General features: G+C 35.4%; 15 protein-coding genes. All 15 read left to right on the top strand.

What is annotated here, in order from left to right; all coding sequences use genetic code 11:
• Positions 1-21 precede the first annotated feature (21 nt).
• Complete coding sequence (locus DOK76_RS03065; protein ID WP_206964900.1) at positions 22-1668, top strand: putative polysaccharide biosynthesis protein; 1647 nt, start codon at positions 22-24, stop codon at positions 1666-1668.
• A 68-nt stretch (positions 1669-1736) separates the two neighbouring features.
• Positions 1737-2459, top strand: a complete 723-nt coding sequence (locus DOK76_RS03060; protein ID WP_206964898.1) for a pseudouridine synthase — start codon at positions 1737-1739, stop codon at positions 2457-2459.
• 84 nt (positions 2460-2543) lie between these two features.
• Positions 2544-3947, top strand: coding sequence for a dipeptidase PepV (pepV, locus tag DOK76_RS03055; RefSeq protein WP_206964897.1), 1404 nt, complete (start codon positions 2544-2546; stop codon positions 3945-3947).
• Between the two features lie 585 nt (positions 3948-4532).
• Entirely contained in the window at positions 4533-12626 is an 8094-nt protein-coding gene (locus DOK76_RS03050) for a Cna B-type domain-containing protein (RefSeq protein WP_206964896.1), read from the top strand.
• A gap of 82 nt (positions 12627-12708) precedes the next feature.
• The gene (locus tag DOK76_RS03045) at positions 12709-13554 is read left to right on the top strand and encodes a MurR/RpiR family transcriptional regulator (protein WP_206964895.1); all 846 of its coding nucleotides are present in this window, start codon (positions 12709-12711) and stop codon (positions 13552-13554) included.
• 119 nt (positions 13555-13673) lie between these two features.
• Entirely contained in the window at positions 13674-14501 is an 828-nt protein-coding gene (locus tag DOK76_RS03040) for a Cof-type HAD-IIB family hydrolase (RefSeq protein WP_255521613.1), read from the top strand.
• 213 nt (positions 14502-14714) lie between these two features.
• Complete coding sequence (fabG, locus tag DOK76_RS03035; RefSeq protein ID WP_206964894.1) at positions 14715-15437, top strand: 3-oxoacyl-ACP reductase FabG; 723 nt, start codon at positions 14715-14717, stop codon at positions 15435-15437.
• A 14-nt stretch (positions 15438-15451) separates the two neighbouring features.
• The gene (locus DOK76_RS03030; protein WP_206964893.1) at positions 15452-16666 is read left to right on the top strand and encodes a thiolase family protein; all 1215 of its coding nucleotides are present in this window, start codon (positions 15452-15454) and stop codon (positions 16664-16666) included.
• Between the two features lie 2 nt (positions 16667-16668).
• The gene (locus DOK76_RS03025) at positions 16669-18240 is read left to right on the top strand and encodes an acyl CoA:acetate/3-ketoacid CoA transferase (protein WP_206964892.1); all 1572 of its coding nucleotides are present in this window, start codon (positions 16669-16671) and stop codon (positions 18238-18240) included.
• A 14-nt stretch (positions 18241-18254) separates the two neighbouring features.
• Positions 18255-19454, top strand: a complete 1200-nt coding sequence (locus tag DOK76_RS03020; protein WP_206964891.1) for an MFS transporter — start codon at positions 18255-18257, stop codon at positions 19452-19454.
• A 28-nt stretch (positions 19455-19482) separates the two neighbouring features.
• The gene (locus DOK76_RS03015; protein ID WP_206964890.1) at positions 19483-20601 is read left to right on the top strand and encodes an alpha/beta fold hydrolase; all 1119 of its coding nucleotides are present in this window, start codon (positions 19483-19485) and stop codon (positions 20599-20601) included.
• A gap of 114 nt (positions 20602-20715) precedes the next feature.
• Positions 20716-21615: a LysR family transcriptional regulator gene (locus DOK76_RS03010; protein WP_206964888.1), complete on the top strand. Its 900-nt coding sequence runs from the start codon at positions 20716-20718 to the stop codon at positions 21613-21615.
• Positions 21616-22327: 712 nt separating this feature from the next.
• Positions 22328-22801, top strand: a complete 474-nt coding sequence (locus tag DOK76_RS03005; protein WP_206964887.1) for a ferrous iron transport protein A — start codon at positions 22328-22330, stop codon at positions 22799-22801.
• 5 nt (positions 22802-22806) lie between these two features.
• Positions 22807-24942: a ferrous iron transport protein B gene (gene feoB, locus DOK76_RS03000; RefSeq protein ID WP_206964885.1), complete on the top strand. Its 2136-nt coding sequence runs from the start codon at positions 22807-22809 to the stop codon at positions 24940-24942.
• A gap of 20 nt (positions 24943-24962) precedes the next feature.
• Positions 24963-25103: a hypothetical protein gene (locus DOK76_RS02995; protein WP_206964883.1), complete on the top strand. Its 141-nt coding sequence runs from the start codon at positions 24963-24965 to the stop codon at positions 25101-25103.
• Positions 25104-25115: the final 12 nt, after the last annotated feature.

Here is a 25115-nt window from a genome sequence, read left to right as displayed (position 1 = left end):
TGAAGAAAGTTGGATAGAAACATGCCGAATCAAGAGGCCTCTTTTGAGGGAAACTCTAAAGAGTTAAACGCTAAAGAAAAAATGGTTCGTGGTTCCTTATGGATGACTATTGGTAATGTGTTATCCCGTTTGTTAGGAGCTATCTACATTGTTCCCTGGTATTTATGGATGGGGGAAAATGCTAAATTAGCGAACAGTTTATTTAATAAAGGTTACAACATTTATGCCTTGTTTTTAATGATTGCTACAGCGGGAATTCCTGGAGCAATTGCTAAACAAATATCCTATTACAATTCCCAAAATGAATACCGAACAAGTCAGAGATTGTTTAAACGAACTCTTATGATTATGGCTGGTTTTGGTGTCTTGTGTGCAGGTATCATGTACGTCTTATCTCCTGTCTTAGCAGCAGGGGATAAGAACTTGATTCCAGTGATGCGAGCTTTAAGTGTAGCTGTTCTTGTGTTTCCTAGTATGAGTGTTATCAGAGGATACTTCCAAGGAAATCAAGACATGATGCCAGCAGCAGTGTCACAAATTATTGAACAAGTTGCTCGTGTGTTTTACATGTTACTGACAGCCTTTATGATTATGAAGATGGGCTCAGGAGATTATGTAGCTGCCGTTGTTCAATCAACCTTTGCTGCTTTTATCGGTATGCTTGGAGCGTACGGGGCACTTATCTGGTTTTACATGAAACAAAAACCAGAAATGGATCGCTTGATTGCGGGTAGTAGTAATCAAATAGAAGTATCTGAAAATCGTTTAGTCAAAGAGATGATTAAAGAAGCGATTCCTTTTATTATTGTAGGATCAGCGATTACGATTTTTAAATTAGTGGATCAATATACCTTTGAGCCAATCATGGCAAGCTTTACTAATTTTTCAAAAGATCAGTTATCGGCTTTGTTTAGTATTTTTAGTGCCAATCCAGATAAGCTAGTAATGATTATTATCTCTCTAGCAACAGGAATGGCTATGACCAGTCTACCTTTAGTCACAGAAGCTTTTACTAAAAAAGACGAAGCCGGCTTAGCTAAACTGATTAGTGATAACATTCAGTTGTTATTCCTGATTATGATGCCAGCTACTTTTGGTATGGTGACTCTAGCACAGCCTATGTACGTTTTCTTCTATCAACCAGATGTCTTAGGGATTAACGTGTTGATTGAAGCTAGTTATGTGGGACTGATTATGGGATACTTCATTTTAGTGTCAACGACTCTACAAGGCCTATATAAAAATGGCGATGCTATTTTTTATCTAGGTGTAGGACTTTTAATCAAGATTGTCTTACAATACCCAATGATTAAAAGTTTTGAAGTTTATGGACCTTTACTTGCTTCAGCTATTGGATTTACTGTCTCAGCGTACTTGATGACCAAGAAAATTCATCACATAACGAAGTTTAACTATTCATTAACGATTAGACGAATTTTATTGATTTTTATTCTTAGTTTATTAATGTCTGTTACAGTCTTCCTTGTTCGTTCGTTCTTGTATCTATTCTTAGATCCAGAGCGTAAGTTCCAATCTATGTTGATTATCCTCTTCTCTGTCTCAGCAGGAGTCGGTGTCTACGGTTGGTTAACGTTAAAAACACGATTAGCTGACAAGTTATTAGGTGCTAAAGTAGGCAAATTAAGAACAAAATTTAATATTAAATAAAAAAGAAAGTGTGACAAGAGTTGGTAAAACTTGCGTGGCACTTTTTTTTGATAGATGGAGGTACATTTATGCGGTTAGATAAATTATTGAGTCATACAGGCTTTGGCTCACGAAAAGAAGTCAAAGAGCTCCTTAAGAAAAAGCGGGTCAGTGTGAATGATGTGATACAAAAAGACGGTAAGCTGAGTGTGAATGAATACGAGGATAGCATCTGTGTAGATGGTGAGCAGCTAATCTATCAAGAATTTGTTTATTACATGTTAAATAAGCCAAAAGGGGTTATTTCAGCGACAGAAGACCCAAGCCACCGAACAGTGGTGGATTTAATTGGAGAAGGAGATCGAAAAAAGGGTTTGTTTCCTGTGGGACGCTTAGATAAAGACACAACAGGCTTTCTTTTGATGACTACAGACGGTGAACTAGCCCATCAATTATTATCGCCAAAGAAAAAAGTACCTAAGCTATATGAAGCTAAAGTGAAAGGGATTATGACTGAAGCAGACGTTAAGACGTTTGCTAGTGGTATGACTATTAGTGGGGCCGAAGTCTGTCTACCTGCTAAATTAAAGATAACAAGCGTCACATTAGAAGAGGATTATTCGGAAATTTCTTTAGAAATCATGGAAGGTAAATTCCATCAAGTCAAACGGATGGTTGAGGCTGTAGGTAAGAAAGTAGTTGAATTGCACCGAGTGAGCATGGGTGGATTGACTCTTGATGAGACATTAAAACCGGGTCAATATAGAGCCTTAAATGAGAATGAAATTAAAAAATTAAGGGTTGATTATTAGAAAAAATCGCCAAATCATTATCAAATTTAATAAAAAAATGATATGATGTCTTCATATAAAGGAAACGATGGAGGGATTACCAGGATGACAATTGATTGGAGAAAAGAAGTCGAAGCACGTCGCGACGACTTAATGAATGACTTATTTGATTTATTACGCGTACCAAGTGTGAGAGAAGACGATAAAGCAACAGAGGATGCTCCTGTAGGACCAGGACCCAAAGCAGCTCTTCTTAAATTTTTAGAGATTGGTGAAAGAGACGGTTTCTTAACTAAAAACGTTGATAACTACGCAGGACATATCGAATATGGTGCAGGAGACGAGACTTTAGGTATTTTTGGTCACGTTGATGTGGTACCAGTAGGTTCAGGATGGGATTCAGAACCATTCTCACCAGAAATTCGTGACAACCGTATTTATGCGCGTGGTGCAAGTGATGACAAAGGGCCTACAATGGCAGCTTACTATGCCTTAAAAATTATTAAAGAATTAGAGTTACCTGTTTCAAAACGTACACGCGTCATCATCGGGACAGATGAAGAGAGCGAATGGAAATGTATGGATCACTACTTAAAAGTAGAAGAAACACCTGATTTTGGTTTTTCACCAGATGCAGAGTTTCCTATTATTAATGGTGAAAAAGGAAACACAACAATTTTACTAGAAGTTGCTGGTAAAAACGAAGGGACACTACGTTTAGTGTCATTTAACTCTGGACAACGTGCTAACATGGTGCCAGATTTAGCTGAAACAGTTGTTGAAGTTTCTGGAGACATTGAAGCATTTGCGAAAGAATATGACGCTTATTTAGCAGAATTACCTGTTACAGGTGAGTTATCAATCGAAGGTAACGTGGCAACAATTAAATTAATCGGAACAGCCGCTCATGGGGCAATGCCTGAAAAAGGAATCAATGCTGGAACATATCTAGCTAACTTCTTAAGTTACTATGATTTCTCAGGACCAGCGAAAGATTTCGTGACAATGGTTGCTGATTACATTCATTTAGATACAGAAGGAAACCGTTTTGGTGTGAACTTTGTTGATGATATCATGGGAGCTTTATCAATGAACGCTGGTGTGTTTGTGTTTGATGAGAAAAAAGATAATAACACAATTACACTGAACTTCCGTTTCCCTAAAGGTATCACAGCAGATGAGATTGCAGCTGCGATTGAAGAAAAAGTAGCTAATACAAGTGCGAAAGTTATTTTAACAAGTAGCAAAGAACCTCATTATGTATCACCTGAAGATCCATTGGTTAAAACACTTTTAGCTGTGTATGAAGAACATACAGGTCTAAAAGGTCATGAACAATCAATCGGTGGTGGAACATTTGGACGTTTACTAGAACGTGGTGTGGCTTATGGAGCTATGTTCCCAGATAGTATCGATACAATGCATCAAAAAAATGAGTTCATTTCAGTGGACGATTTAATCAACGCGACAGTGATTTATGCTGATGCGATTTACCGTTTAATTAAATAAGTAAAACCCACAAAGGGACGTTTATTAGAACGTCTCTTTTTTTGCGCTTATTTTTAAGAAGGAACCTTGATTTAATCATATTGTAAGGGCTGTTTTTTGTGAAAATTGAACAAAACAATATTGTGCTTGTTTTTAAGGTGATATTAATGAAAAACGGTCTAGATAAGTTATTTAATATTGAGAAAAAGATATTTTATACACAGAAAAAATATGTTTAACAGAAAAATAAAATAAATAAAAATTGGCAAAAAATGTAAAAAAGTGATGTTATTTAATTTGAAATATTCTTGTTTTTTTAAAAAATAACAAAAGAAATTTAATTCACAATGGGGATTGAAGTACAAAAAATGAACAAAGTTTGCATACGGAAAAGGATAATGATGTCTTTAAAAATCAATAAGACAACGAAATAGAACACCCTTCCCTTTTTAATACATACTATTCGTTATAATTACATATTATTTAATTCACAAACGCCAAAAGGTACATATTAATATGCAAAAGTTAGGGGATTTATTTAATTATTTTTCACTATAATTGTAATCGTTGTGTAAAAAATAGGTAAATAATTGTAAGAAAGGGAAAATGAATAAAAATAAAAAATGGTATTCACTATTTTTAGTGTTACTGATTTCAATGACATCTGTTATTCAACCGATTCAAGCAGTAGCGGCTGTGGCGAATTTGGAAACAGCATCAAGTGAAACAGTACAATCTGAAACAGTGAATGCTGATCATTCAAATACATCGGAAACAGCGTCAAGTGAGGCTGTTCAAGAAGAACCAAAACAAACGGAGGAATCAACAGCACCTTCAAGTGAGGAAGTTGTTGCTGAAACAACTCCTTCAGAAGAAGTTTTGAAAGAAGAAGCGTCAACTTCTTCAACTTCTGAAAAAACAGTTGATAGCTCAACTGAAGAGAAAAAAGAAACAAAACGTACGAAACGTTCTGTTGATAGAGAGCCGATTGATATTAAGAGAGAGTTAAAACCAGGTGAAAGTTTTCTATCTAACGTAACGTTTAAAGCAATAAAAGATGGTCAACCAATTGACTACACGAAAGAATCTATTCCTAATGATACGTTAATTCAATTAATTTATGACTATAGTATTCCTCAGAGAATGCTTGATGAAAAGTTACTTAAATCAGGAGATTACTATGATATTAAAATTCCTGAACAAATTCGATTAAAGAATTTTAGTGGCGAGTTAAAAGGAGCTCAAGGTGTTTTTGGACGTTATGAGTTAGTAAACGGATCTATTCGTTTAACGTTCAATGAGAAAGTGGAAGAACTGAATGAGATTAGTGGTTCTGTCAATTATGCTGAGAACTTTAAAGACACTGTTCAAGCTGGAGAAAATGTTATCAAAATACCTTTAGATGGCAAAGAGGAGACAGTTAACGTCAATATTAAACCTAATGGTGGTAAATCTATTAGTAAACTTGGAGACGCTAATCCACAAGAACAAACAGTGAGATGGGACGTATCAATCAATACTGAATTGAATACATTAACTAATGCTGTAGTAACTGATGCAATGCCTGAAGGATTGTTATTTAAGAATGTTAAGGTCTATCCACAAACAATTAACCTAAATGGAGAAGTTGTTGGGGTAGGCGAAGCACTAAGACCAGGTGTGGATTATGTTGCTTCAGAATCAGGAGATAAAGTTCAATTTATCGGAGATTACGCTAAAACAAGTAAATCATTTAAATTAGTTTATGAAACAGATGTAGATAAAACAAAAATCCCAGAGCAAGGTGGAGACGTTAGATATGATAATACAGCCACTTTAAGTAGCGAGGGTAAAGATGATGTTTCGGCTAGTAATAACGCGAGTCTAACTTATGGCAAGTTAATTGAAAAGCTACCGCCAAGTTTTGTTAATGATGAAAATGTCAAAGGTCATGTCTATGACTGGACAGTTAAATACAACTATGGTTATAAAAAGTTACCAGCTAATAGTTCAATCACTGATACAGTTTCTAAAAACTTAGCTTATATTGATGATTCAGTGAAAGTAACAACAAAAGATGGTAAAGTATTGAGCCGTGGGACAGATTACGCGGTTACTATTAAAGATAACCAAATGAAGATTGAATTTCTTAAAGAGTTAGATACTGCAGTTGATGTTACTTACCGAACAAAAGTTGTTGGTGATGTGGCAGGAGATACAGAGGATGTTAATTTTACAAATAACGTAAAAACAGATGGTGGATTTGAATCTAATAATGGTGGTCAAATTGCCACTGATGGTCTTGTTAAATGGGGAGACGTTGATTATGAAAATAGAAAAATCAATTGGTCTATTCAGGTTAATAAATATCAGTATCATATGACCAATTGGAAACTATCAGATACCATGTCACCAGGATTAACCTTTAATGCAGATACATTTAGAATCTACAATGAACAAAGTAGAGAAGATTTAGTCAAAGATACACATTATACACTAAAAGAAACGACTAATGGTTTTGATGTAGCCTTCATTGGTGATTTAGCTACTAAGGGAACTGACTCAACGTATCGTATTATGTATACAACTGATTTTGAGCCCTTGAAAGATAATTTTTCAAATACAGCAACGGCTGATTGGAAAGACAGTACAGGGAAAGATCGCCATGAATCAGTAACTAGAGATGAACCAATTAAGCTACCTTTTGTTAAAGATGTTATTAAGAGTGGCTCATATAACGCTCAGACTAAGAAAATTAGTTGGGATGTAACAGTTAACCATAATCAAGAAACATTAGTTGATGCGTCAATTGTCGATCCTATTATGGATGATCAAGATTACGTTCCAAAATCAGCTCGTTTATTTGAAATGAAAGTAAATAGAGATGGTTCATTAACTTATGGTAAAGAAGTTTCAGAATTAATCAAAGTGTCTGAAGATGGTAAAACAATATCAGCTAAATTACCGGATAATTCAAAAAGCCCATACAAATTAGTCTTTGAAACTAGTTTGGAAGGTAAATTAATTGATCAAAAAAAATATCATAATGTCGCCTCTTATACAAATAAGGGGGATGAAACAAAAGCAGAAGCTGATGCTGAAGTAACTAAAGGTAATGTTTACGGTGAAAAAAATGGAGAAGTTGATAAATCAAATGAAAACTTCGTTAAATGGTCAGTAAACGTGAATCCATCACAATCAACAGTTAAAGATATGACTGTAGTAGATAAACCTTCTAGTAATCAAGTATTAGAAGAAAGTTCAGTTATCGTTTATGGAGCTAACGTTGGTTCTGATGGTAGTATTTCTGCAAACAGAGATGTTGTTTTAGAAAAAGGTAAAGACTACACAGTTAATATTGAGACCAACAATGAAACAGGTCAACAAGTATTAACGGTTAAATTTGTTAATGAAATTAGTAAAGCGTACGTATTAGAATACCGCTCAATGGCAAATACAAGTTTATTGGAAGATTATTTAACTAATAACATATCAGTAACAGGTAATAATGAAAAAACAGTTAAGACTGAAACAAGTTCATCTGTAAAAGTTGTGAACTCAAGTGGGACAGCAACAGGAACAACAGCATCAGTAAAAATTGTAAAAATCGATAAAAATTCAAAAGAAAAAACACCACTACCAGGTGCTAAGTTTGAATTATGGACTATCAAAGGAAATGGTCAAAAAGATCAATTAGTTCGTTCAGGTGAAACTGATGTAAAAGGCGAACTTAAATTTGGTAACTTACGTCCTAACACAGACTATCTCTTATTTGAAACAAAAGCACCAACAGGATTTACAGTAAGTGAGGAAATGAGATACGGTCAAAAAGTTAAATTCTCATCAGATGGGGAAACAAACTTATTCAAATCACATACTGTAGAAAATGACATGCCTCGTATTCATTTTAATAAAATCGATGGTAAAGATGGTCATGCGTTAGCTGGTGCCCAGTTTATGGTGAAAAATGCGCAAGGTGAATTCTACAACGGTATCGATAGTAAATACCGTGCCATTTGGGTAGACTCTCAAGACAAAGTATCAGATGACGTGAAAAAATCACTTGTTTCTGATGCAACTGGTCAAGTAGAAGTAGCAGGCTTAAGTGTTGGTACTTACAGTATTCAAGAAATTGTTGCACCAGAAGGCTATGATAAAGCAACTAAAGATATTCCTTTTGAAGTAATTGATGACGAAGGTCTAATTCGTTTGAAAGACGATGTAACTATTTCAAACATGCCTTACGAGAAAACAGCAATTACTATTAACAAAACATGGAACGATGCTAACAATCAAGATGGGCAACGTCCTAAGACTATTTTATTTGATTTATTCGCAAATGGTACAAAAGTAGATACATTAGAAATGACTGATGACAAACAAGCTCCTGGTAATGTTTGGGAAGCCACTTTCTCAGGTTTACGTAAATACGATGACAACATGAAAGAAATTATTTACTCAATTAAAGAAAATAAAGTAGATGACTACTCTGTTTCTGATGAAGAAGTTTTTGTAAAAGATGGAAAAGCACAAGTAACTAATTCATACAAACCAAAAGAAGTATCTGTTCTAGCTAAGAAACATTGGGACGATAAAGATAACCAAGATGGTAAACGCCCAGGCTACATTGTGGTTCATGTTATGGCAAAAGTAGAAGGTGAAGAAAAATCGACTTCTGTTAACCATACTCGTGTAGACCACGGATCGAACTGGCAATATGAATTTAATCATTTACCAAAATACAGAGATGGTAAAGAAATTATTTACACTGTAGAAGAAGAAAAAGTAGATGGCTATGATGTTTCTATTACTGAAATGGATTCAAAAGATAAGCCAAAAGATGTTGATTTTGCTTTTGATATTACAAACAAACATGAAGTAGCAAAACGTGATATCTCAGTGAAAAAAGTCTGGAACGATGAAAACAATCAAGATGGTAAACGTCTAGATAGCATCGATGTTCAACTTTACGCTGATGACAAAGAAGTTGGCAAGCCAGTACCACTTAATAGTGAAAACAACTGGTCAACTACTTGGAAAGAATTAGATACAAATAAAGCGATTGGTGAAGAAGGTCGCGATGGAAGTAAAGAGATTGTTTACACCGTTAAAGAAGTTACAGAAGTTCCAGGTTATGACAAACCAGAAGTAACAGGAGACATGACTAAAGGCTTTATCGTAACAAATAACCACACACCATCAACAATTGGTGTAAAAGGAACAAAAGTTTGGGAAGATGCGAATAATCAAGATGGCAAACGTCCAGAATCAATTACAGTTAATTTATTAGCAGATGGTATAAAAATAGATTCTAAAGAAGTAACTGGTTCAAAAGAAAGTACAGAAGAGGCAGCGACTTGGAGTTATGAATTTAAAGATCTACCTGAATTTAAAGAAGATGCAGTTGGTCAAAAGATTAACTACACGGTTCAAGAAGTTGTAATTCCTGATTACTCAAGTAAAGTAAAAGATTTTACAATAACGAACTCATACACACCTAAGAAAACATCAGTGAATGTGGTGAAAGTTTGGGAAGACAACAATAACCAAGATAAATCACGTCCAGAAAGTATTAAAGTGAAGTTATTAGCTGAAGAAAAAGAAACTGGTGACGAATTAACCTTAACAGCTAAAAATAACTGGCAAGGTGCCTTTACTAACTTAGATGTTTACGAAAAAGGCAGCGTTAAGAAAGAAATTAAGTACACAGTAAAAGAAGTATCAGTTGATAATGACTACACATCAAAAGTAACAGGATCAGCTAAAGAAGGATTTGTCGTTACTAACACACGTCCATTGGAAACAGTTGATATTAGCGGTAAAAAAATCTGGGAAGATGACAACAACCAAGACGGTAAACGTCCAGAAACAATCACTGTTAACTTATTAGCAGATGGTGAACAAGTCGCTTCTAAAGATGTTAAAGGTTCAAGAGGTTTTGAAGATGCTAATGCAGCGTGGTCATATGAATTTAAGGATTTACCAAAACACGTAAAAGGTGAAGAAGGTAAAGAAATTAAGTACACAGTGACGGAAGAAAAAGTAAAAGATTACACAACAAGTATTGATGGTTTTAACATTACCAATACGTACGAACCACAAGAAACACGTTTATTCGTTGAAAAAGTTTGGAATGATAGCAACGACCAAGATGGTAAACGTCCAAAAGACATTGCCGTACAACTTTACGCTAATGGTAAAGAAGTTGTTGGTCAAAAAATCAAGTTATCAGAAAAAACAAATTGGAAAGCATCATTTGATAAATTAGATGCCTATGTTAAAGGTAAAGAAATTAAGTACACGGTTAAAGAAATCAGTGAAGCAGCTAAAAAATATGGCTACACTGCTGTTCTTGATTACCAAGATAACAAAGAAAACAAAAACAATACTGATGTAAAAGTAACAAATAGTCGTCCAGTTGAAACAACTGATATTTCAGGAACAAAAGTCTGGAAAGACTCAAATAACCAAGACAGTAAACGTCCAGAAACAATCGTTGTTAACTTATTAGCAGATGGTGAAAAAGTTGATTCACAAGTAGTTAAAGGAGATAAACAAGCTGAGACTTGGTCATATACCTTTACAGGATTAGACAAAAACAGAACGATTAAAGAAGGGGAAGACAGTGAAGCTATTGTCTATACTGTTGAAGAAGAAGCTGTCGGTAATGGTTATACTTCTAAAGTAGAGGGAACAACTATTACAAACACACGCGAAATTGAAACAGTTAACCTTTCAGGAATCAAAACATGGGATGATGCTAATAACCAAGATGGTATCCGTCCAGAAACAATCACAGTGAACCTATTATCAGATGAAAAAGAAAAAGGTAAGCTAGAAGTAATTGATAGTGAGGAAGTATCGGCAACAAAAGATTGGAAATACGACTTTAAAGGATTACCTAAATATTTAGCTGACGAAGTCGGTCGTGAGATTACTTATGATGTAGAAGAAGTCGCTGTTAAAGGTTATACTTCTAAAAAAGAGGGCACTAACTTTACGAATACTCATGCGCCTGAATTAATTAATATTCCAGTTAAGAAAGTTTGGGAAGATACAGACAACCAAGATGGTAAACGTCCAGAGTCAATTGAAATTAGTTTGTTTGGAACTGATAAAGAAAAAGCAATTGAGACAAAACCAATTTCAGGCGACATGACATTAAATGAATGGACAACAGTTTTTGAGAACTTACCTAAGTTTGAAGCAGGACAAGAGATTGATTACACTATTAAAGAAAAAGCTATTGGTGATAGTTATGAATCAGCTATCACAGGTGACAAAAAAACAGGTTTTGTGGTGACTAATACACATGAACTTGAAAAAGTCGCTATCTCAGGAACTAAAACATGGGATGATACTAATAACCAAGATGGTATCCGTCCAGAAAAAATCACAGTGAACCTATTATCAGATGAAAAAGAAAAAGGTAAGTTGGAAGTAATTGATAGTAAAGAAGTATCCGCAACAAAAGATTGGAAATACGACTTTAAAGAATTACCTAAATACTTAGCTGGTGAAGTCGGTCGTGAGATTACTTATGACGTAGAAGAAGTCGCTGTTGAAGGGTATGAATCAACAAAAGATGGTACGAACTTTACTAATAAACATACTCTATCAAAAGTTGATGTAAAAGGAACAAAAGTCTGGGATGATGCGAATAATCAAGATGGTATTCGTCCAGATGAAATTAAGGTTCAATTGTTATCAGATGAAAAAGAAAAAGGTAAATTAGAAGAAGTGGAAGGAAAAGTGACTGCTGCTAAAAGAGAAGCGGACTGGACTTATGAATTCAAAGATTTACCTGAGTTTAAAGCCAACGAAGAAGGCCGTAAGATTACTTATGGTGTGAAAGAATTACCAGTAGATGGCTATACTTCTAAAGTAGAAGGGACAACCATTACAAATACTCATAAACCAGAGGAAGTAACTATCTCAGGAACTAAAACATGGGATGATGCTGATAACCAAGACGGTAAACGTCCAGGTGAAATTGAAGTTCAATTATTATCAGATGCAAAAGAAGCAGGTAAATTTGAAGCAGTTGAAGGTCAAATTGCCAAAGCCTCAAAAGAAACAGGTTGGGTGTATGAATTTAAAGACCTACCTAAGTTTAAAGCTAATGAAGAAGGCCGTAAGATTACTTATGATGTAGAGGAAGTGGCTGTTGAAGGTTACACATCAACAAAAGATGGTACAAACTTTACAAATATTCACGCACCTGAATTAATCGATATTCCAGTGAGAAAAATCTGGAAAGATAACAACAACAAAGCAACAAAACGTCCAGAGTCAATTACAGTGAAGTTATTAGCTAATAACAAACCTGCAAAAGATAACGACGGCAAAGAAATCACTGGTGAAGTGAAAGGCTCAATGACAGCAGATAAATGGGAATATACATTTAAAGAGCTACCTAACTATGCTGCTGGTAAAGAAATTAAGTATTCTGTAGAAGAAGTCACTGTTGATCAGTATGAAACAGCTATCGATAAATTTACAATTACCAATACATTCGTGCCAGAACCAGTTAAAGACACACCGAAAAAATCTTCAAACGAAAATGGACCAACTAATTCATCTAAAAATACATCAAGTCATTTACCTAAAACAGGTGAAAAAGAGACAGCTATGTTGATGAACCTAGGTGTGATGATGTTAATCACTCTAGTGATGACAAACGTTTGGACAGTTCAAAGAAGAAAATCTAAAGAAGATTAAGACTAATCGACCTTAAGGAGACGGATTCCTTAAGGTCGATTTTTTTGTTATAGTAAAGGAAGATTAAGAGGGAGCTGATGAGATGACGATACTGAAACAACTGGCAAATTTAAAGGATGTTACACCGAGTGAAGAGGTACTGATAGCCTACATTAACCAACACCGTAAAGAGGTTTTAATGATGACACCTCAAAGTTTATCGGAAGCATCATTTGTTTCTGTGGCTACTGTTTATCGTTTACTCGGCAAGTTAGGTATTTCTAGTTTTAGTGATTTAAAAGTAGCTTTAGCTTATACTATAACGAATCAGCATACTTCTGTGGATCCAAATTACCCAGTTGATTTAGAGGATAACTTACAGACCAGTGTGGCCAAAATGACCTCTCTTTATCAGCAAACTCTTGAAGAGACTATAAGCTTACTGAGTGAAGAAGCCCTTAAAAGCAGTGTAGAGTTATTACTCCAAGCAGAGACAATTGATATCTACGCCGCCTCAGCTAATCTGCATTTTGCAAGAAATTTTAAGTTTCAACTACAAGAAATTGGCACACTTGTTAATGTACCTGATGAAGACTATGTTCAACGTTTATCGGCAGCTAATAGCACTAAGGACCATGTGGCGATTGTGGTGTCTTATGGTGGCAGAGGTCAAACCACTCAAGAAGTAGTTAAACTGCTGACTAAAAATCAGACGCCGATTATTTTAGTGACATCAACTCAAAATAATCCCTTAGTATCAGAGGCTAGAGAAGTCCTATTTTTAGCATCAGATGAAAATCACTATAATAAAATCTCCTCTTTTTCAACTCGTTTTTCTTTATTGATGCTATTTGATTTACTTTATACAGGTTACTTCAACCATAACGGCGAAGAAAATCGTAGGTTCAAGCTAACAAATTATCAAAAGATGAATCAACAATTGAAATAAATATCTCAAGATGTTTAGAGATAAAGACACGATTTGAAAACATTTTATCAAAAGCTCCTCTCAAGCCTTTTTATGGAAATAAATATGTTAGTCTTACTTATAGGAAGAGGTGATAGAGGTTGAAAGCAATTGTTTTAGATATTGATGGCACTCTACTGACAAGTGACAAAGTTATGTCAGAAAGAACCAAAGAAGCCTTAATGACAGCCCAAAAAAAAGGCGTGAAAGTCATTTTAGCATCAGGGCGTCCGACAACAGGAATGCTTGATTTGGCTGAAGAATTAGAGTTAGGCACATATGGTGGGTTAGTTGTTTCGTATAATGGCTCTAAAGTTATTGACTGTCAAAGTGGTCAAGAAATATATAATCAAGCTTTATCCATTGAAGAAGGAAAAGCTGTGTTAGAGCATATGAAACAATTTGATGTGACAGTCATGATTGATAAAGACGACTATATGTATGTTAATGACGTGTTTAGTTGTACCTTGGAATTTAGAGGACAGCCTTTAAATGTGGTGGAATACGAAGCTCGTGGTGGGAAGTACAAACTGTGCGAGAAAGACGACTTAGCCGCCTTTTTAGACTACCCGATTAATAAAATTTTAACAGCAGGCAAGCCTAACTATTTAAAAACAGCTCATCACGATATGATGGCACCTTTTAAAGACAAACTAAATTGTGTGTTTACTGCTGATTTTTATTTTGAGTTTACTGCTAAAGGAATTGATAAAGCTAAAGCTCTCGATACAGTGTTAACACCTATGGGGATTGCAGCTAAAGACGTGATTGCTTTTGGCGATGGTCATAACGATGCGACGATGCTTGCTTATGCAGGTTTAGGCGTAGCCATGGGGAATGCCGTTCCGGAATTAAAGGAACTAGCAGATACTGTCACAAAGTCAAATGATGAAGATGGAATCGTAACAATCTTGACGAAATATTTATAATAAGTTAACAAAAAGCAAATCTTTTTCTTTTAAACTAAGAAAGGGTTTGCTTTTTTTGTGAAGAAAGGCAAACGTTAACTAAGTGGAGTCGAAAAACAAGAAAAGTCTATATAAGTAATACTTATATGCAAATAGCTTTTTTGTATTTCTAAAACACAAGTTATTTTGTTATATTTTATCTGTAAGCGAATTCAAATTGGAGGGAACAAAATCATGAAAAGATTTGAAGACAAAATTATTGTTATTACTGGAGCAGCAAGAGGTATTGGACGCACAGTTGCTGATTTAATGTTAGAACAAGGTGCTAAACATGTTTACTCATTAGATGTAGCAACTGGTGAAGAAATGGCTAATTTCACTCAAAAACAAGTGGACATTTCAAACACAGATGATGTTAAAAAAGTCATCAACGAGATTATTATTGAAGGTAAACAAATTGATGTATTAGTGAATAACGCTGGTGTTACAAGAGATGGTTTAATCGAAAAAACAACAGAAGCTAACTGGGATTTTGTTGTAGATATTAACTTAAAAGGAACATTCAATGTGACTCAAGCAGTGGTACCTTTTATGAAAGAAGTTGGAAAAGGATCAATCGTTAACTTATCATCAGTGGTTGGTGAGTATGGTAACATTGGTCAAACAAACTATGCAGCAACAAAAGCAGGTGTGATAGGTATGACTTATACATGGGCGAAAGAATTCACTCGAAAAGGTGAAAATATTCGTACCAATGTTGTAGCACCTGGTTATGTGAATACAGAGATGGTTCAATCAGTGCCGGAAAAAATCATTGAGCGCTTGAAAGAGAAAAACCCAATGAAACGTTTAGCAGAGCCAATCGAAATTGCTAATGCCGTTGCCTTCTTAGCAAGTGATGAAGCATCATTTGTTAATGGTCACGTCTTATCAGTTAATGGTGGAATGAGAATTTAAGGAGCTAGTTAAAAATGAAAGTTTATATTATTGATGCCAAAAGAACAGCTATTGGAAAATTCATGGGAGGCTTAGCCAGTGTTAATCCTGTAGATTTAACAACGACAGTGGTCAAACAACTATTAGCAGATAACCAAGTTGATCCTGAATTGATTGATGAATTGATCTTAGGAAATGTATTATCAGCTGGTCATGGTCAAAATATCGCTAGACAAGTTCTCTTAAATGCAGGTCTTCCTGAAGAACGTGTGGCATATACCCTAAACATTTTGTGTGGTAGTGGCTTAATGACTGTTCAAGAAGCTTATAAAGATATCTTATTAGGAGAAGCAGATATGGTCTTAGCAGGTGGCGTTGAATCTATGAGTCAGTCTGCACAGATTTTACCTAATTACCAAAGTCGTAGTGGCTTACCATTAGGCGGTGCTTCAATTCAAGATACGCTATTAAGAGATGGTTTAACAGATGGCGTTCATGGGTATCACATGGGAATCACTGCAGAAAATATTGCCGATAAATTTAATATTTCAAGACAAGAACAAGATGCGTTTGCTTTTAACTCACAACAAAAAGCACTTAAAGCCATTGAAGCAGGGAAGTTCAAAGATGAAATTGTTCCTGTAACTGTTAAAACAAGAAAACAAGAGATTATCATTGATACAGATGAGCATCCTAATCCAAAATCAAGTGTGGAGAAATTAGGAACATTAAGACCAGCCTTCAAAAAAGAAGGAACTGTCACAGCAGGGAATGCATCAGGGATTAATGACGGTGCAAGTGTGTTATTGATTGCTTCAGAAAAAGCAGTCGAAACATATGGATTAGAACCAATGGCTGAAATTGTTTCTTTTGGAACAGCAGGTTTAGATCCATCAATTATGGGACTTGGTCCAGTTTATGCGATTGAAAAAGCACTAAACAAAACAGACTTAACCTTAAAAGACATTGATATATTTGAGTTAAATGAAGCTTTTGCCTCACAATCATTAGGTGTGGTAAAAGAATTAAGCAAACAACACGGTTTATCAGAAGAAGAGTTAATGAGTCGAGTGAACTTACAAGGTGGAGCAATTGCCTTAGGTCATCCACTAGGTGCTTCTGGTGCTCGTGTCGCAACGACTTTACTTCACCAAATGAAAGCTAACAAAGAGTTAACTTACGGTGTGGCTTCTCTATGTATCGGTGGCGGTATGGGTGTAGCGATGATTATTAAACAGGTGGTGAAATAAACATGTCTGAGAAACAAGTAACTTTTCTAACAGCAGATGAAGCAGCTCTTCTTATCGAAGATGGTTCAATGCTTGCAGTGGGTGGCTTTATCGGGACAGGAGTGGCTGAGGAAATTCATCAAGCAGTGGAAAAACGCTTTTTAGAAACAAGTCATCCTGAAAACTTAGGTTTGGTTTATGCAGCAGGGATCGGAGATAGAGGTGCTAGAGGTTTAAATCATTACGGACATGAAGGTTTAGTTAAACGGATTATTGGTGGGCATTGGGGACTTGTTCCCTCTTTCCAACCATTAGTTGAGAATAACCTGGTAGAAGGGTATAACTTCCCTCAAGGAGTCATGTCACAGATGTTTAGAGACGCAGCAGCTAAACGTAATTGGCATCTGTCAAAAATTGGTTTAGACACTTTTGTCGACCCTGATGTTGACGGTGGTAAGCTGAATGACGCAACAACAGAAGAATTAGTTAAAAAGATGACGATTGAAGATGAAACCTTCTTAGCTTATAAAACAATTTATCCAGATGTAGCTATTCTTAAAGGAACTTATGCCGATGAAAAGGGTAATATCTCATTTGGTGATGAGCCTTTAGTATTAGAAGCTATTTCAATGGCTATGGCAACGAGTAACAATGGAGGAAAAGTCATTGTTCAGGTGAAAGAAAAATGCCCAGCAGGTACTCTTGATCCTAAATCAATCGTGATTCCAGGGGTTTGCGTGGATTATGTAGTGGTTGCAACAGATATGACAAATCACCAACAAACCTTTGATACTATGTACAATGAACAGTTTGTATCAGCAGGTATTATGGAGCAAACAGAAACGACAATTTCACCCTTAACGGCTAAAAAAATTATCGCTAGACGAGCAGCAATGTTCTTAAATCCTGAGACAGATCACGTGGTTAATTACGGGATTGGTGTGCCAGAAGTAGTGGCTCAAGTCTTAAGTGAAGAAGGACAAGAAGCTTACTTTACACCAACAGTTGAACCAGGTATTTTTGGTGGAACGCCACAAGGAGGGCTTGATTTTGGTTGTTGTGTTTACCCAGAAGCCATTATCCAACAAGGAGATATGTTCCAATTTTACAATGGTGGTGGGATTGATGCAGCCTTCTTAGGTATGGCAGAAACGGACCAGTTTGGAAATGTAAACGTATCAAAATTTGGACCTAAGATTGCTGGAGCCGGTGGATTTATCGATATTACGCAAACAGCTAAAAAAGTGATTTTTACAGGAACTTTTACGGCTAAAGGCGTGACGTACGGGATTGATTCAACAGGTATTACCATTGAAACAGAAGGTAGTAAACAAAAACTAGTGGATAAAGTCGAGCATATTACCTTTAGTGGAGCATTTGCTACAAGACATCAACAAGAGATTTATTATGTGACTGAAAGAGCTGTCTTTAAATTAGAAGAGGCAGGTTTAACACTAATTGAAATCGCTCCAGGTATTGATTTAGCAACAGACATCTTAGCTAACATGGCCTTCAAGCCACTGATATCTGAGCATCTAAAATTAATGGATTCATCTATTTTTAGTGAAAATAAAATGAATTTAAACTTTAATTAAAAGGAGAATTTTACATGGAAAATGCAACAAAGCAAAATTCATCAAGAGCACACATTATTGAAATTATTATGTTTTTTAGTTATGCCTTCTTTGCTGTTAACTGGATTGCGGGGACAACATTAACTCCCCAAATCATGGAACACTTTGATTTGAAATCATTCTCATCAGCGACTTTCATCTCAAATGCCATTACAGTGGCTAAAATTATTGGTAACTTATTAGCAGCTAAGGTGTTAATCAAGCTTTACCCTAAAAAAGCAATCACTCTAGCAGGGTTGTTAATTGTTGGTGGTAGTTTATTAGGTGTCTTTGCACCAACTTACTTAATCTTTGTTATTGGTCGTTTTATTATGGGATTTGGTGGCGCGTTATTCGTTGTTTACTTTGGCCCAATCGTTATGAACTATTACTCAGCTGACAAACGTGCTATGGTCAACGGTATCAATGCGGCAGCTTATAACGTTGGTAGTATTATTGCTATGGTTATTGTTGCTCCAGTTATTAATTGGTTAGTGACTTGGCAAAAGAGTATGATGTTCTTTGCTATCTGTAGTTTAGTATTATTAGTCGCTTGGTTAATTTTTGGTGAAGACTTTGAAATCAACAAACCAGCAGCTAACGCTAAAGCAGAAGATGAGTACACGTTATCTCAAGCTTTAAAAGAAAAATTTACTTATATTTTCCCATTCACTTATGCAGGTCTTTTAACTTTATATATTGTTGTATTAACTATTTTCCCAATTTCAGATGGGGCTCCTGTTAATCCAAAAATCTTAAGCTCAACAGTTGCGATTGCTGGTGTTATTGGAGCAGCTGTAGGGATTGGCGTTTCTAAAAAATACGTGAAACGTTTACCAGTTCTTAGAATTTCAGGTCTTTTAATGAGTTTATCTGGCTTAGCTATGGTGTTAACTAGCTCAACAACAGTGGCATTAGTTGCCGCAGCATCATTAGGGTTCTTCATGTTTGTTCCAATGACAGCTCTTGTAACGATTCCACAAGAAATGCCTGGTATGACACCATCTAAATTAACTTTAATCATGGGTATTTTCTGGTCATTCTCATATATTTTTGAAACATTCTTCTACTTTGTTATTGGTATGATTATTGATAACTCAGGCTTTAAAGCAGGTCTATTATTAGCTGTTGGTTTAAGCTTCTCATTCTTTATTGGTTCATTCTTATTACCAGAAACAGGAAAAAATAAAAAATAAAACGTATGATCTTTAGGAGGATTTAATCATGGAATTAATGAATATCGAAAAAAAATCATTTAGTTTAGATTCTTATACATTAGAAAACGGCAAAAGCATTCCCGTCACATTAGGTTATGAAACATATGGAACTTTAAATGAAGATAAATCAAATGCGATTTTAGTTGCTCATTATTTTAGTGCTTCAAGTCATGCTGCAGGTAAGTACTCAGAAGATGATGCAGCACCTGGCTATTGGGACGGGTTAATTGGTCCTGGAAAAGCAGTGGATACTAACAAATATTTTGTTATTAGTACAGACAATTTAGCGAATGTTCAATTTAACAATCCTAAAGTCATTACAACAGGTCCAAGAAGTATTAATCCCGAAACAGGAAAACGTTGGGGAATGGATTTTCCGGCTTATACTTTTAGAGATATGGCTGGTATTCAAAAAGAATTCATCACGAAACAATTAGGTATTAATAAGTTACATGCGATTATGGGAGCTTCAGCTGGTGGTTTTATTTCACTATCATGGGCTGTTGAGTACCCAGAGATGCTTGATAATGTGATTGGTGTGATTACTAATCCACAAAATCCTGTCTTAACATCATTTACAGTGTTACAACACGCAATGCGTGCGATTGCTATGGATCCAAAATGGCAAGAGGGTAACTACGAAGAAGGAGACGGTCCAACAGAAGGGTTAGAATTAGCGATTCAAATGATGAACGCTGGTGCCTTTACAGAAGAATTCTACGAAGCAACGTACAAACGCGATAGTAGTGAAGTAGATACTTATTTGGACATTTATGTGCCAACTGCTTATGAAAAACAATTAGGTGATGGGATTAAAGCGGGAGCTTCTGCTATTGATGCTAGTCACTGGTATTACACAAGTCGTGCGACAATGATGCATGATTTAGCTCATAACCATGACTCATTGGAAGACGCTTTAAGTAAAATTTCAGCTAATGTGTTGATGGTATCTTGTACACGAGATTACTTACAACCAACTGTTTTTAATGAAAAAATGGTAGAGACATTGACTAAATTAGGTAAAAACGCTGAGTTATTTGCCTTTGAAAGTGAAAAAGGTCATATGGGTGGCGTGATTGATACCCATTTATTTGATCACAAAATCAAAGAATTCATAGAAAAATAATTAGCCATTTAAGTAGCCTTCCATGTTGATTATTGGAGGTTACTTTTTTTGACTAACGCTTTTTTGTTAGATAAGATACACTTAGAATAAGAAAAAGTCTAGGGAGGTTACTCCATGAAATCAACGTTAAAACAACTAAAATATATTTATACTGTCCTTGTCACTGAAAATATTAGTCGAGCCGCTGAAAAATGTTTTGTCTCTCAACCTGCTATGAGTCAAGCTGTTCAAGAGTTTGAGGCAGAGCATGAGTTGCTTTTATTTGAACGAGTGGGGAAAAAACTTAAAATCACTCCTCAAGGTATGGAGTTAAAAAAAGAGTTGGCGGTCTTTTTATTAGCTGCTCAAGATTTTCAAGATAAATTAAATGAATTAAAAGATGACAACCGAGGAAAAGTTCGTGTAGGGATTCCCCCAGTTACCTTATCTGTTTATTTCTATGATATTCTATCTAACTTTATGCTAATGAATCCTGATATTGAGTTAGATATTGTAGAAGTTGGAGCCAATCGTCTCATTAACGATTTGTTACACGGAGAAATAGAATTAGCTGTGTTAATTGAGCCATTTGATAACGACTTATGTAAAAAAATAAGTCTGATTGAAAGCACATTTTCACTGGTTATTAATAAGGATAATCCCTTGAGTCATAAAAAAGTAGAAGACATTACAGAACTCGCCAATCACCCATTAGTGACTTTAAACAAAGATTTTCAGTTGTATGACGTAATTACAACAGCCTTTAAAAAAAGAGGAGCCGAGCCTAATATTGTGTTTACGAGTAAGCAGTGGGATTTATTAATCAACATGGTTCGTCATAATGTGGATACTATTAGTATTTTACCAACTCCCATTGTCGAGCAATATTCCCATCCCCAACTGATTAGCTATCCCATTAGTTTAGACCGTAATTGGGAGATTTTATTAGTTGAACGAAAGTCATTAAATAAAACTATTTCCAATAAAAAGTTTATTGATTTTGTCACGAAATGGTTTGACAAAAAATTAGATTAGCTATCAAGTAAGAAAAATAGTCCTTGCTTGATAGTTTTTTATTTTCCAATAAATAGAATGAGAGAAAGAAAATACGTTTGTCCACAGTTAGATTTTATTAGTTGAATAAATGAATGGGGTTACAGTTTCGATGATAAAATCAAGAATATAAGAGGTTATATTCACTTATCCACAAAAACTGTGGACAAGTGTGGATAACTTTTAAAAGAGGAAGCTTTTTTCAGCTAATAAGTCAATAGGAACGAGCGTTTGTTTTGAATAAAAAGTCGCTATTATCCTTGATATATAAGCATTTATAGAGGTATAAGATAAAAAAATAAAGAGTAAATTATTTTTATTAGTAGGAATAATAAAAGAAGAATCTAAAAAAACGATGTCAACAACTTTTTTTAGAAAAATGGTAAATGTGGGTAAAAATACCAAAAAATGTGGATAACTCTGTGGACAATGTGTATAACCTTTGAAAAAGGCATTAAATCAAGGTTGAAATTGTGTAGAACTTTTTGTGGATAATTGGAAGTTGTCCACATGAGTATAAGGTATAAAAAGAGGTAATCTAAGGACAAAAAACAAAAAGATGTTGAGAGGCTAAAAAAGCATGTGCATTTTTTAACATTTAATATTGACGTGGTTTAGCCTCGGGGCTATACTTATAATTGATAATGATTATCAGTCGCAAAAACGACTGATTAATTTAGGAGGAGTGTCAGATATGGCAGTTTTAGTTGATGGAGAGATGAACCATGAGTATTTGTTTATGGGTTTTTCTGGAAATAGCTCTTATGAAAAAGAATTAACCCAACTTGGCCTAGTATCTGGCACGACTATTGAGATTCTTTCAAGAAAGGATCAGTCACAATTAGTGATTCATTTTTCAGGTACGACATTGGGAATTGATGAAGCAGTGGCTAAACATATCTTGATTGAACACAAAGACAGTGGGGAAAAAAGGTCACAGACAGTTTCCTTAAATACTTTAAAACCTGGTGAGGTTGGTACAATTAGTCATATCACAGGTCAAAATATCTTAAAAAGACGACTAATGGATATGGGAATGACACAAGGGACACCTATCAAGTTGGTTAAAGTGGCTCCTTTAGGTGATCCTATGGAATTGAAAATTCGTGGGTATCAATTATCTATCCGAAAATCCGATGCTGAATTAATTTTTATTGAAAGAGGTTAGCTATTATGACAAGAAGGACTCAAATTGCTCTAGCGGGAAATCCCAATTGTGGAAAAACCAGTCTATTCAATGAATTAACAGGTACGAATCAACGAGTAGGTAATTGGCCTGGTGTAACGATTGAAAAAAAATCAGGTAAATTACTTAAATACCCAGAAGTCGATATGCAAGATTTACCGGGTATCTATTCTTTATCGCCTTATTCACCAGAAGAGTTAATCGCTAGAGACTATTTAATAGAAGACTTACCTGACTTGATTCTCAATCTAATCGATGGCACTAATATGGAAAGAAACTTGTATCTAACGACTCAGCTATTAGAATTAGGTGTTCCTGTAGTGATAGGGATTAATATGATGGATGTAGTGGAGAAGAATCATCAAACGATTAACTTAAAGCTATTGGGAGAAACACTTTTTACACCTGTTGTAGGTGTTAGTGTCACGAAAAAGAAACACTTAGATGAGTTAGTCAAAAAAAGCTTGCACCGAAAGGAATCTAGGGAAGAGCAACGTTATGTTCTCTATGACAAACGATTAGAAGTAGCCTTATCAGAAATTGTAAAGGTGATTGCTCCTTATGTACCAAGAAGCAAGCAGCGCTGGGTAAGTTTGAAGTTGTTTGAAAGAGATGAGCAAATAGAAAAAAGCTTAGGCTTATCCCTTTCTGAACAACAAGATATTAAAGAGGTTATTGAGATTACAGAAAAAATATTCAAAACCGATAGTATCTCGATCATTATTAATGAACGCTATAACTTTATTACAAAACTCGTGGAACAAACAGTGAGTCAGAAATCTTTGTTTGAATGGTCTGCCAGTGAAAAAATTGATAGAATTGTCACGCATCGTGTGTTGGCTTTACCCATCTTTGCCTTTATCATGTGGGCGGTTTATTATGTCTCGATTCAAACAGTGGGAACTATGGCAACTGATTGGGTCAATGATTTTCTTTTTGGAGAAGTGATACCAAACACAGTGGGGGAATGGTTAGCTAATGCTAATGTAGCTCCTTGGCTAGATGGCTTGATTCAAAATGGAATTATTGCAGGAGTTGGCTCTGTGTTAGGCTTCTTGCCTCAAATGATTGTGTTATTTCTATGTTTAGCCATCTTGGAAGATTGCGGTTATATGTCGCGCATTGCCTTTGTTATGGACAGGTTATTCCGTAGATTTGGCTTGTCAGGAAAATCCTTTATTCCTATGCTTGTTTCAACAGGGTGTGGGGTACCTGGTGTTATGTCTTGTCGGACCATTGAAAATGAAAAAGAACGTCGTATGACGATTATGACCACAACGTTTATGCCTTGCTCGGCTAAAATGCCAATTATTGGTTTAGTTGCAGGAGCTTTTTTCCCTCAATCAAGTTGGGTAGCACCATCGGCTTATTTTGTAGGAATTGCATCAATTATTTTATCGGGAATCGCTTTGAAAAAAACACGACGCTTTGCTGGGGAGCCTTCTCCTTTTATCATGGAGTTACCGGCTTATCATTTTCCACATGTAAAAAATGTCTTACTACAAACTTATGAACGAGGTAAATCTTTTGTAATTGGTGCGGGTACCTTGATTTTTATGTCATGTGTGTTTGTGTGGTTCTTGTCTTCCTTTAACTTTAGAGGACAAATGGTAGAAACAGATCAAAGTATTTTAGCTGCTTTAGGTAACAGTATAGCCTTTTTATTTGCTCCATTAGGCTTTGGGAATTGGCGTTCTGTTGTGGCAACAGCTATGGGTCTTGTGGCAAAAGAAAATGTCGTCGGAACTTTTGGTGTGTTGTTTGCTCATTCTGATGTATCAGAAGTAGGTAATGAGATTTGGGGAAATTTAAGTGCTTCAATGACGCCTATTGCTGGTTACTCATTTTTATTATTTAACCTATTGTGTGCACCTTGTTTTGCAGCCATTGGAGCGATTAAACGAGAGATGGCAGACTTAAGATGGACTATTTTTGCCATTGGTTATCAGTGTGGTTTGGCTTATATAGTTAGTTTTGTGGTGTATCAATTAGGTAGTGTTTTGTTTGGTTATATGGCCTTTAATGTGGGAACAGCTTTAGCTATTCTGATGATTTTAAGTCTGATTGGTTTCTTTTTATACAAACCAAAACCAAGTAAAGCACCAGCTATTCAAATTCTCTAAAATAGAAAGGAGTCATTTAAATGGCGACACTATTGATTTCTTTAGTTATTTTTTCTTATATTGGTTTTTTGATTTACCGAAGAGTGACTCACAAAAGTAGTAGTTGTAGTTGCAGTACCGTAGACTGTCCGATTAAAAATCAAGGACATGAAGAGAAATAAAAAAAGCTCCTG

The organism is Candidatus Vagococcus giribetii, from assembly GCF_017316185.1.
Lineage (GTDB): Bacteria > Bacillota > Bacilli > Lactobacillales > Vagococcaceae > Vagococcus > Vagococcus giribetii.
Note: the sequence above shows the minus strand (reverse complement) of the source record. Positions and strands in the feature narration are given on the sequence as shown.

Excerpts from the sequence above, each read along its gene's own strand:
- DOK76_RS03065 (WP_206964900.1), top strand. The coding sequence starts at position 22 with ATGCCGAATCAAGAGGCCTCTTTTGAGGGAAACTCTAAAGAGTTAAAC.
- DOK76_RS03060 (WP_206964898.1), top strand. The coding sequence starts at position 1,737 with ATGCGGTTAGATAAATTATTGAGTCATACAGGCTTTGGCTCACGAAAA.
- pepV (WP_206964897.1), top strand. The coding sequence starts at position 2,544 with ATGACAATTGATTGGAGAAAAGAAGTCGAAGCACGTCGCGACGACTTA.
- DOK76_RS03050 (WP_206964896.1), top strand. The coding sequence starts at position 4,533 with ATGAATAAAAATAAAAAATGGTATTCACTATTTTTAGTGTTACTGATT.
- DOK76_RS03045 (WP_206964895.1), top strand. The coding sequence starts at position 12,709 with ATGACGATACTGAAACAACTGGCAAATTTAAAGGATGTTACACCGAGT.
- fabG (WP_206964894.1), top strand. The coding sequence starts at position 14,715 with ATGAAAAGATTTGAAGACAAAATTATTGTTATTACTGGAGCAGCAAGA.
- DOK76_RS03030 (WP_206964893.1), top strand. The coding sequence starts at position 15,452 with ATGAAAGTTTATATTATTGATGCCAAAAGAACAGCTATTGGAAAATTC.
- DOK76_RS03025 (WP_206964892.1), top strand. The coding sequence starts at position 16,669 with ATGTCTGAGAAACAAGTAACTTTTCTAACAGCAGATGAAGCAGCTCTT.
- DOK76_RS03020 (WP_206964891.1), top strand. The coding sequence starts at position 18,255 with ATGGAAAATGCAACAAAGCAAAATTCATCAAGAGCACACATTATTGAA.
- DOK76_RS03015 (WP_206964890.1), top strand. The coding sequence starts at position 19,483 with ATGGAATTAATGAATATCGAAAAAAAATCATTTAGTTTAGATTCTTAT.
- DOK76_RS03010 (WP_206964888.1), top strand. The coding sequence starts at position 20,716 with ATGAAATCAACGTTAAAACAACTAAAATATATTTATACTGTCCTTGTC.
- DOK76_RS03005 (WP_206964887.1), top strand. The coding sequence starts at position 22,328 with ATGGCAGTTTTAGTTGATGGAGAGATGAACCATGAGTATTTGTTTATG.
- feoB (WP_206964885.1), top strand. The coding sequence starts at position 22,807 with ATGACAAGAAGGACTCAAATTGCTCTAGCGGGAAATCCCAATTGTGGA.
- DOK76_RS02995 (WP_206964883.1), top strand. The coding sequence starts at position 24,963 with ATGGCGACACTATTGATTTCTTTAGTTATTTTTTCTTATATTGGTTTT.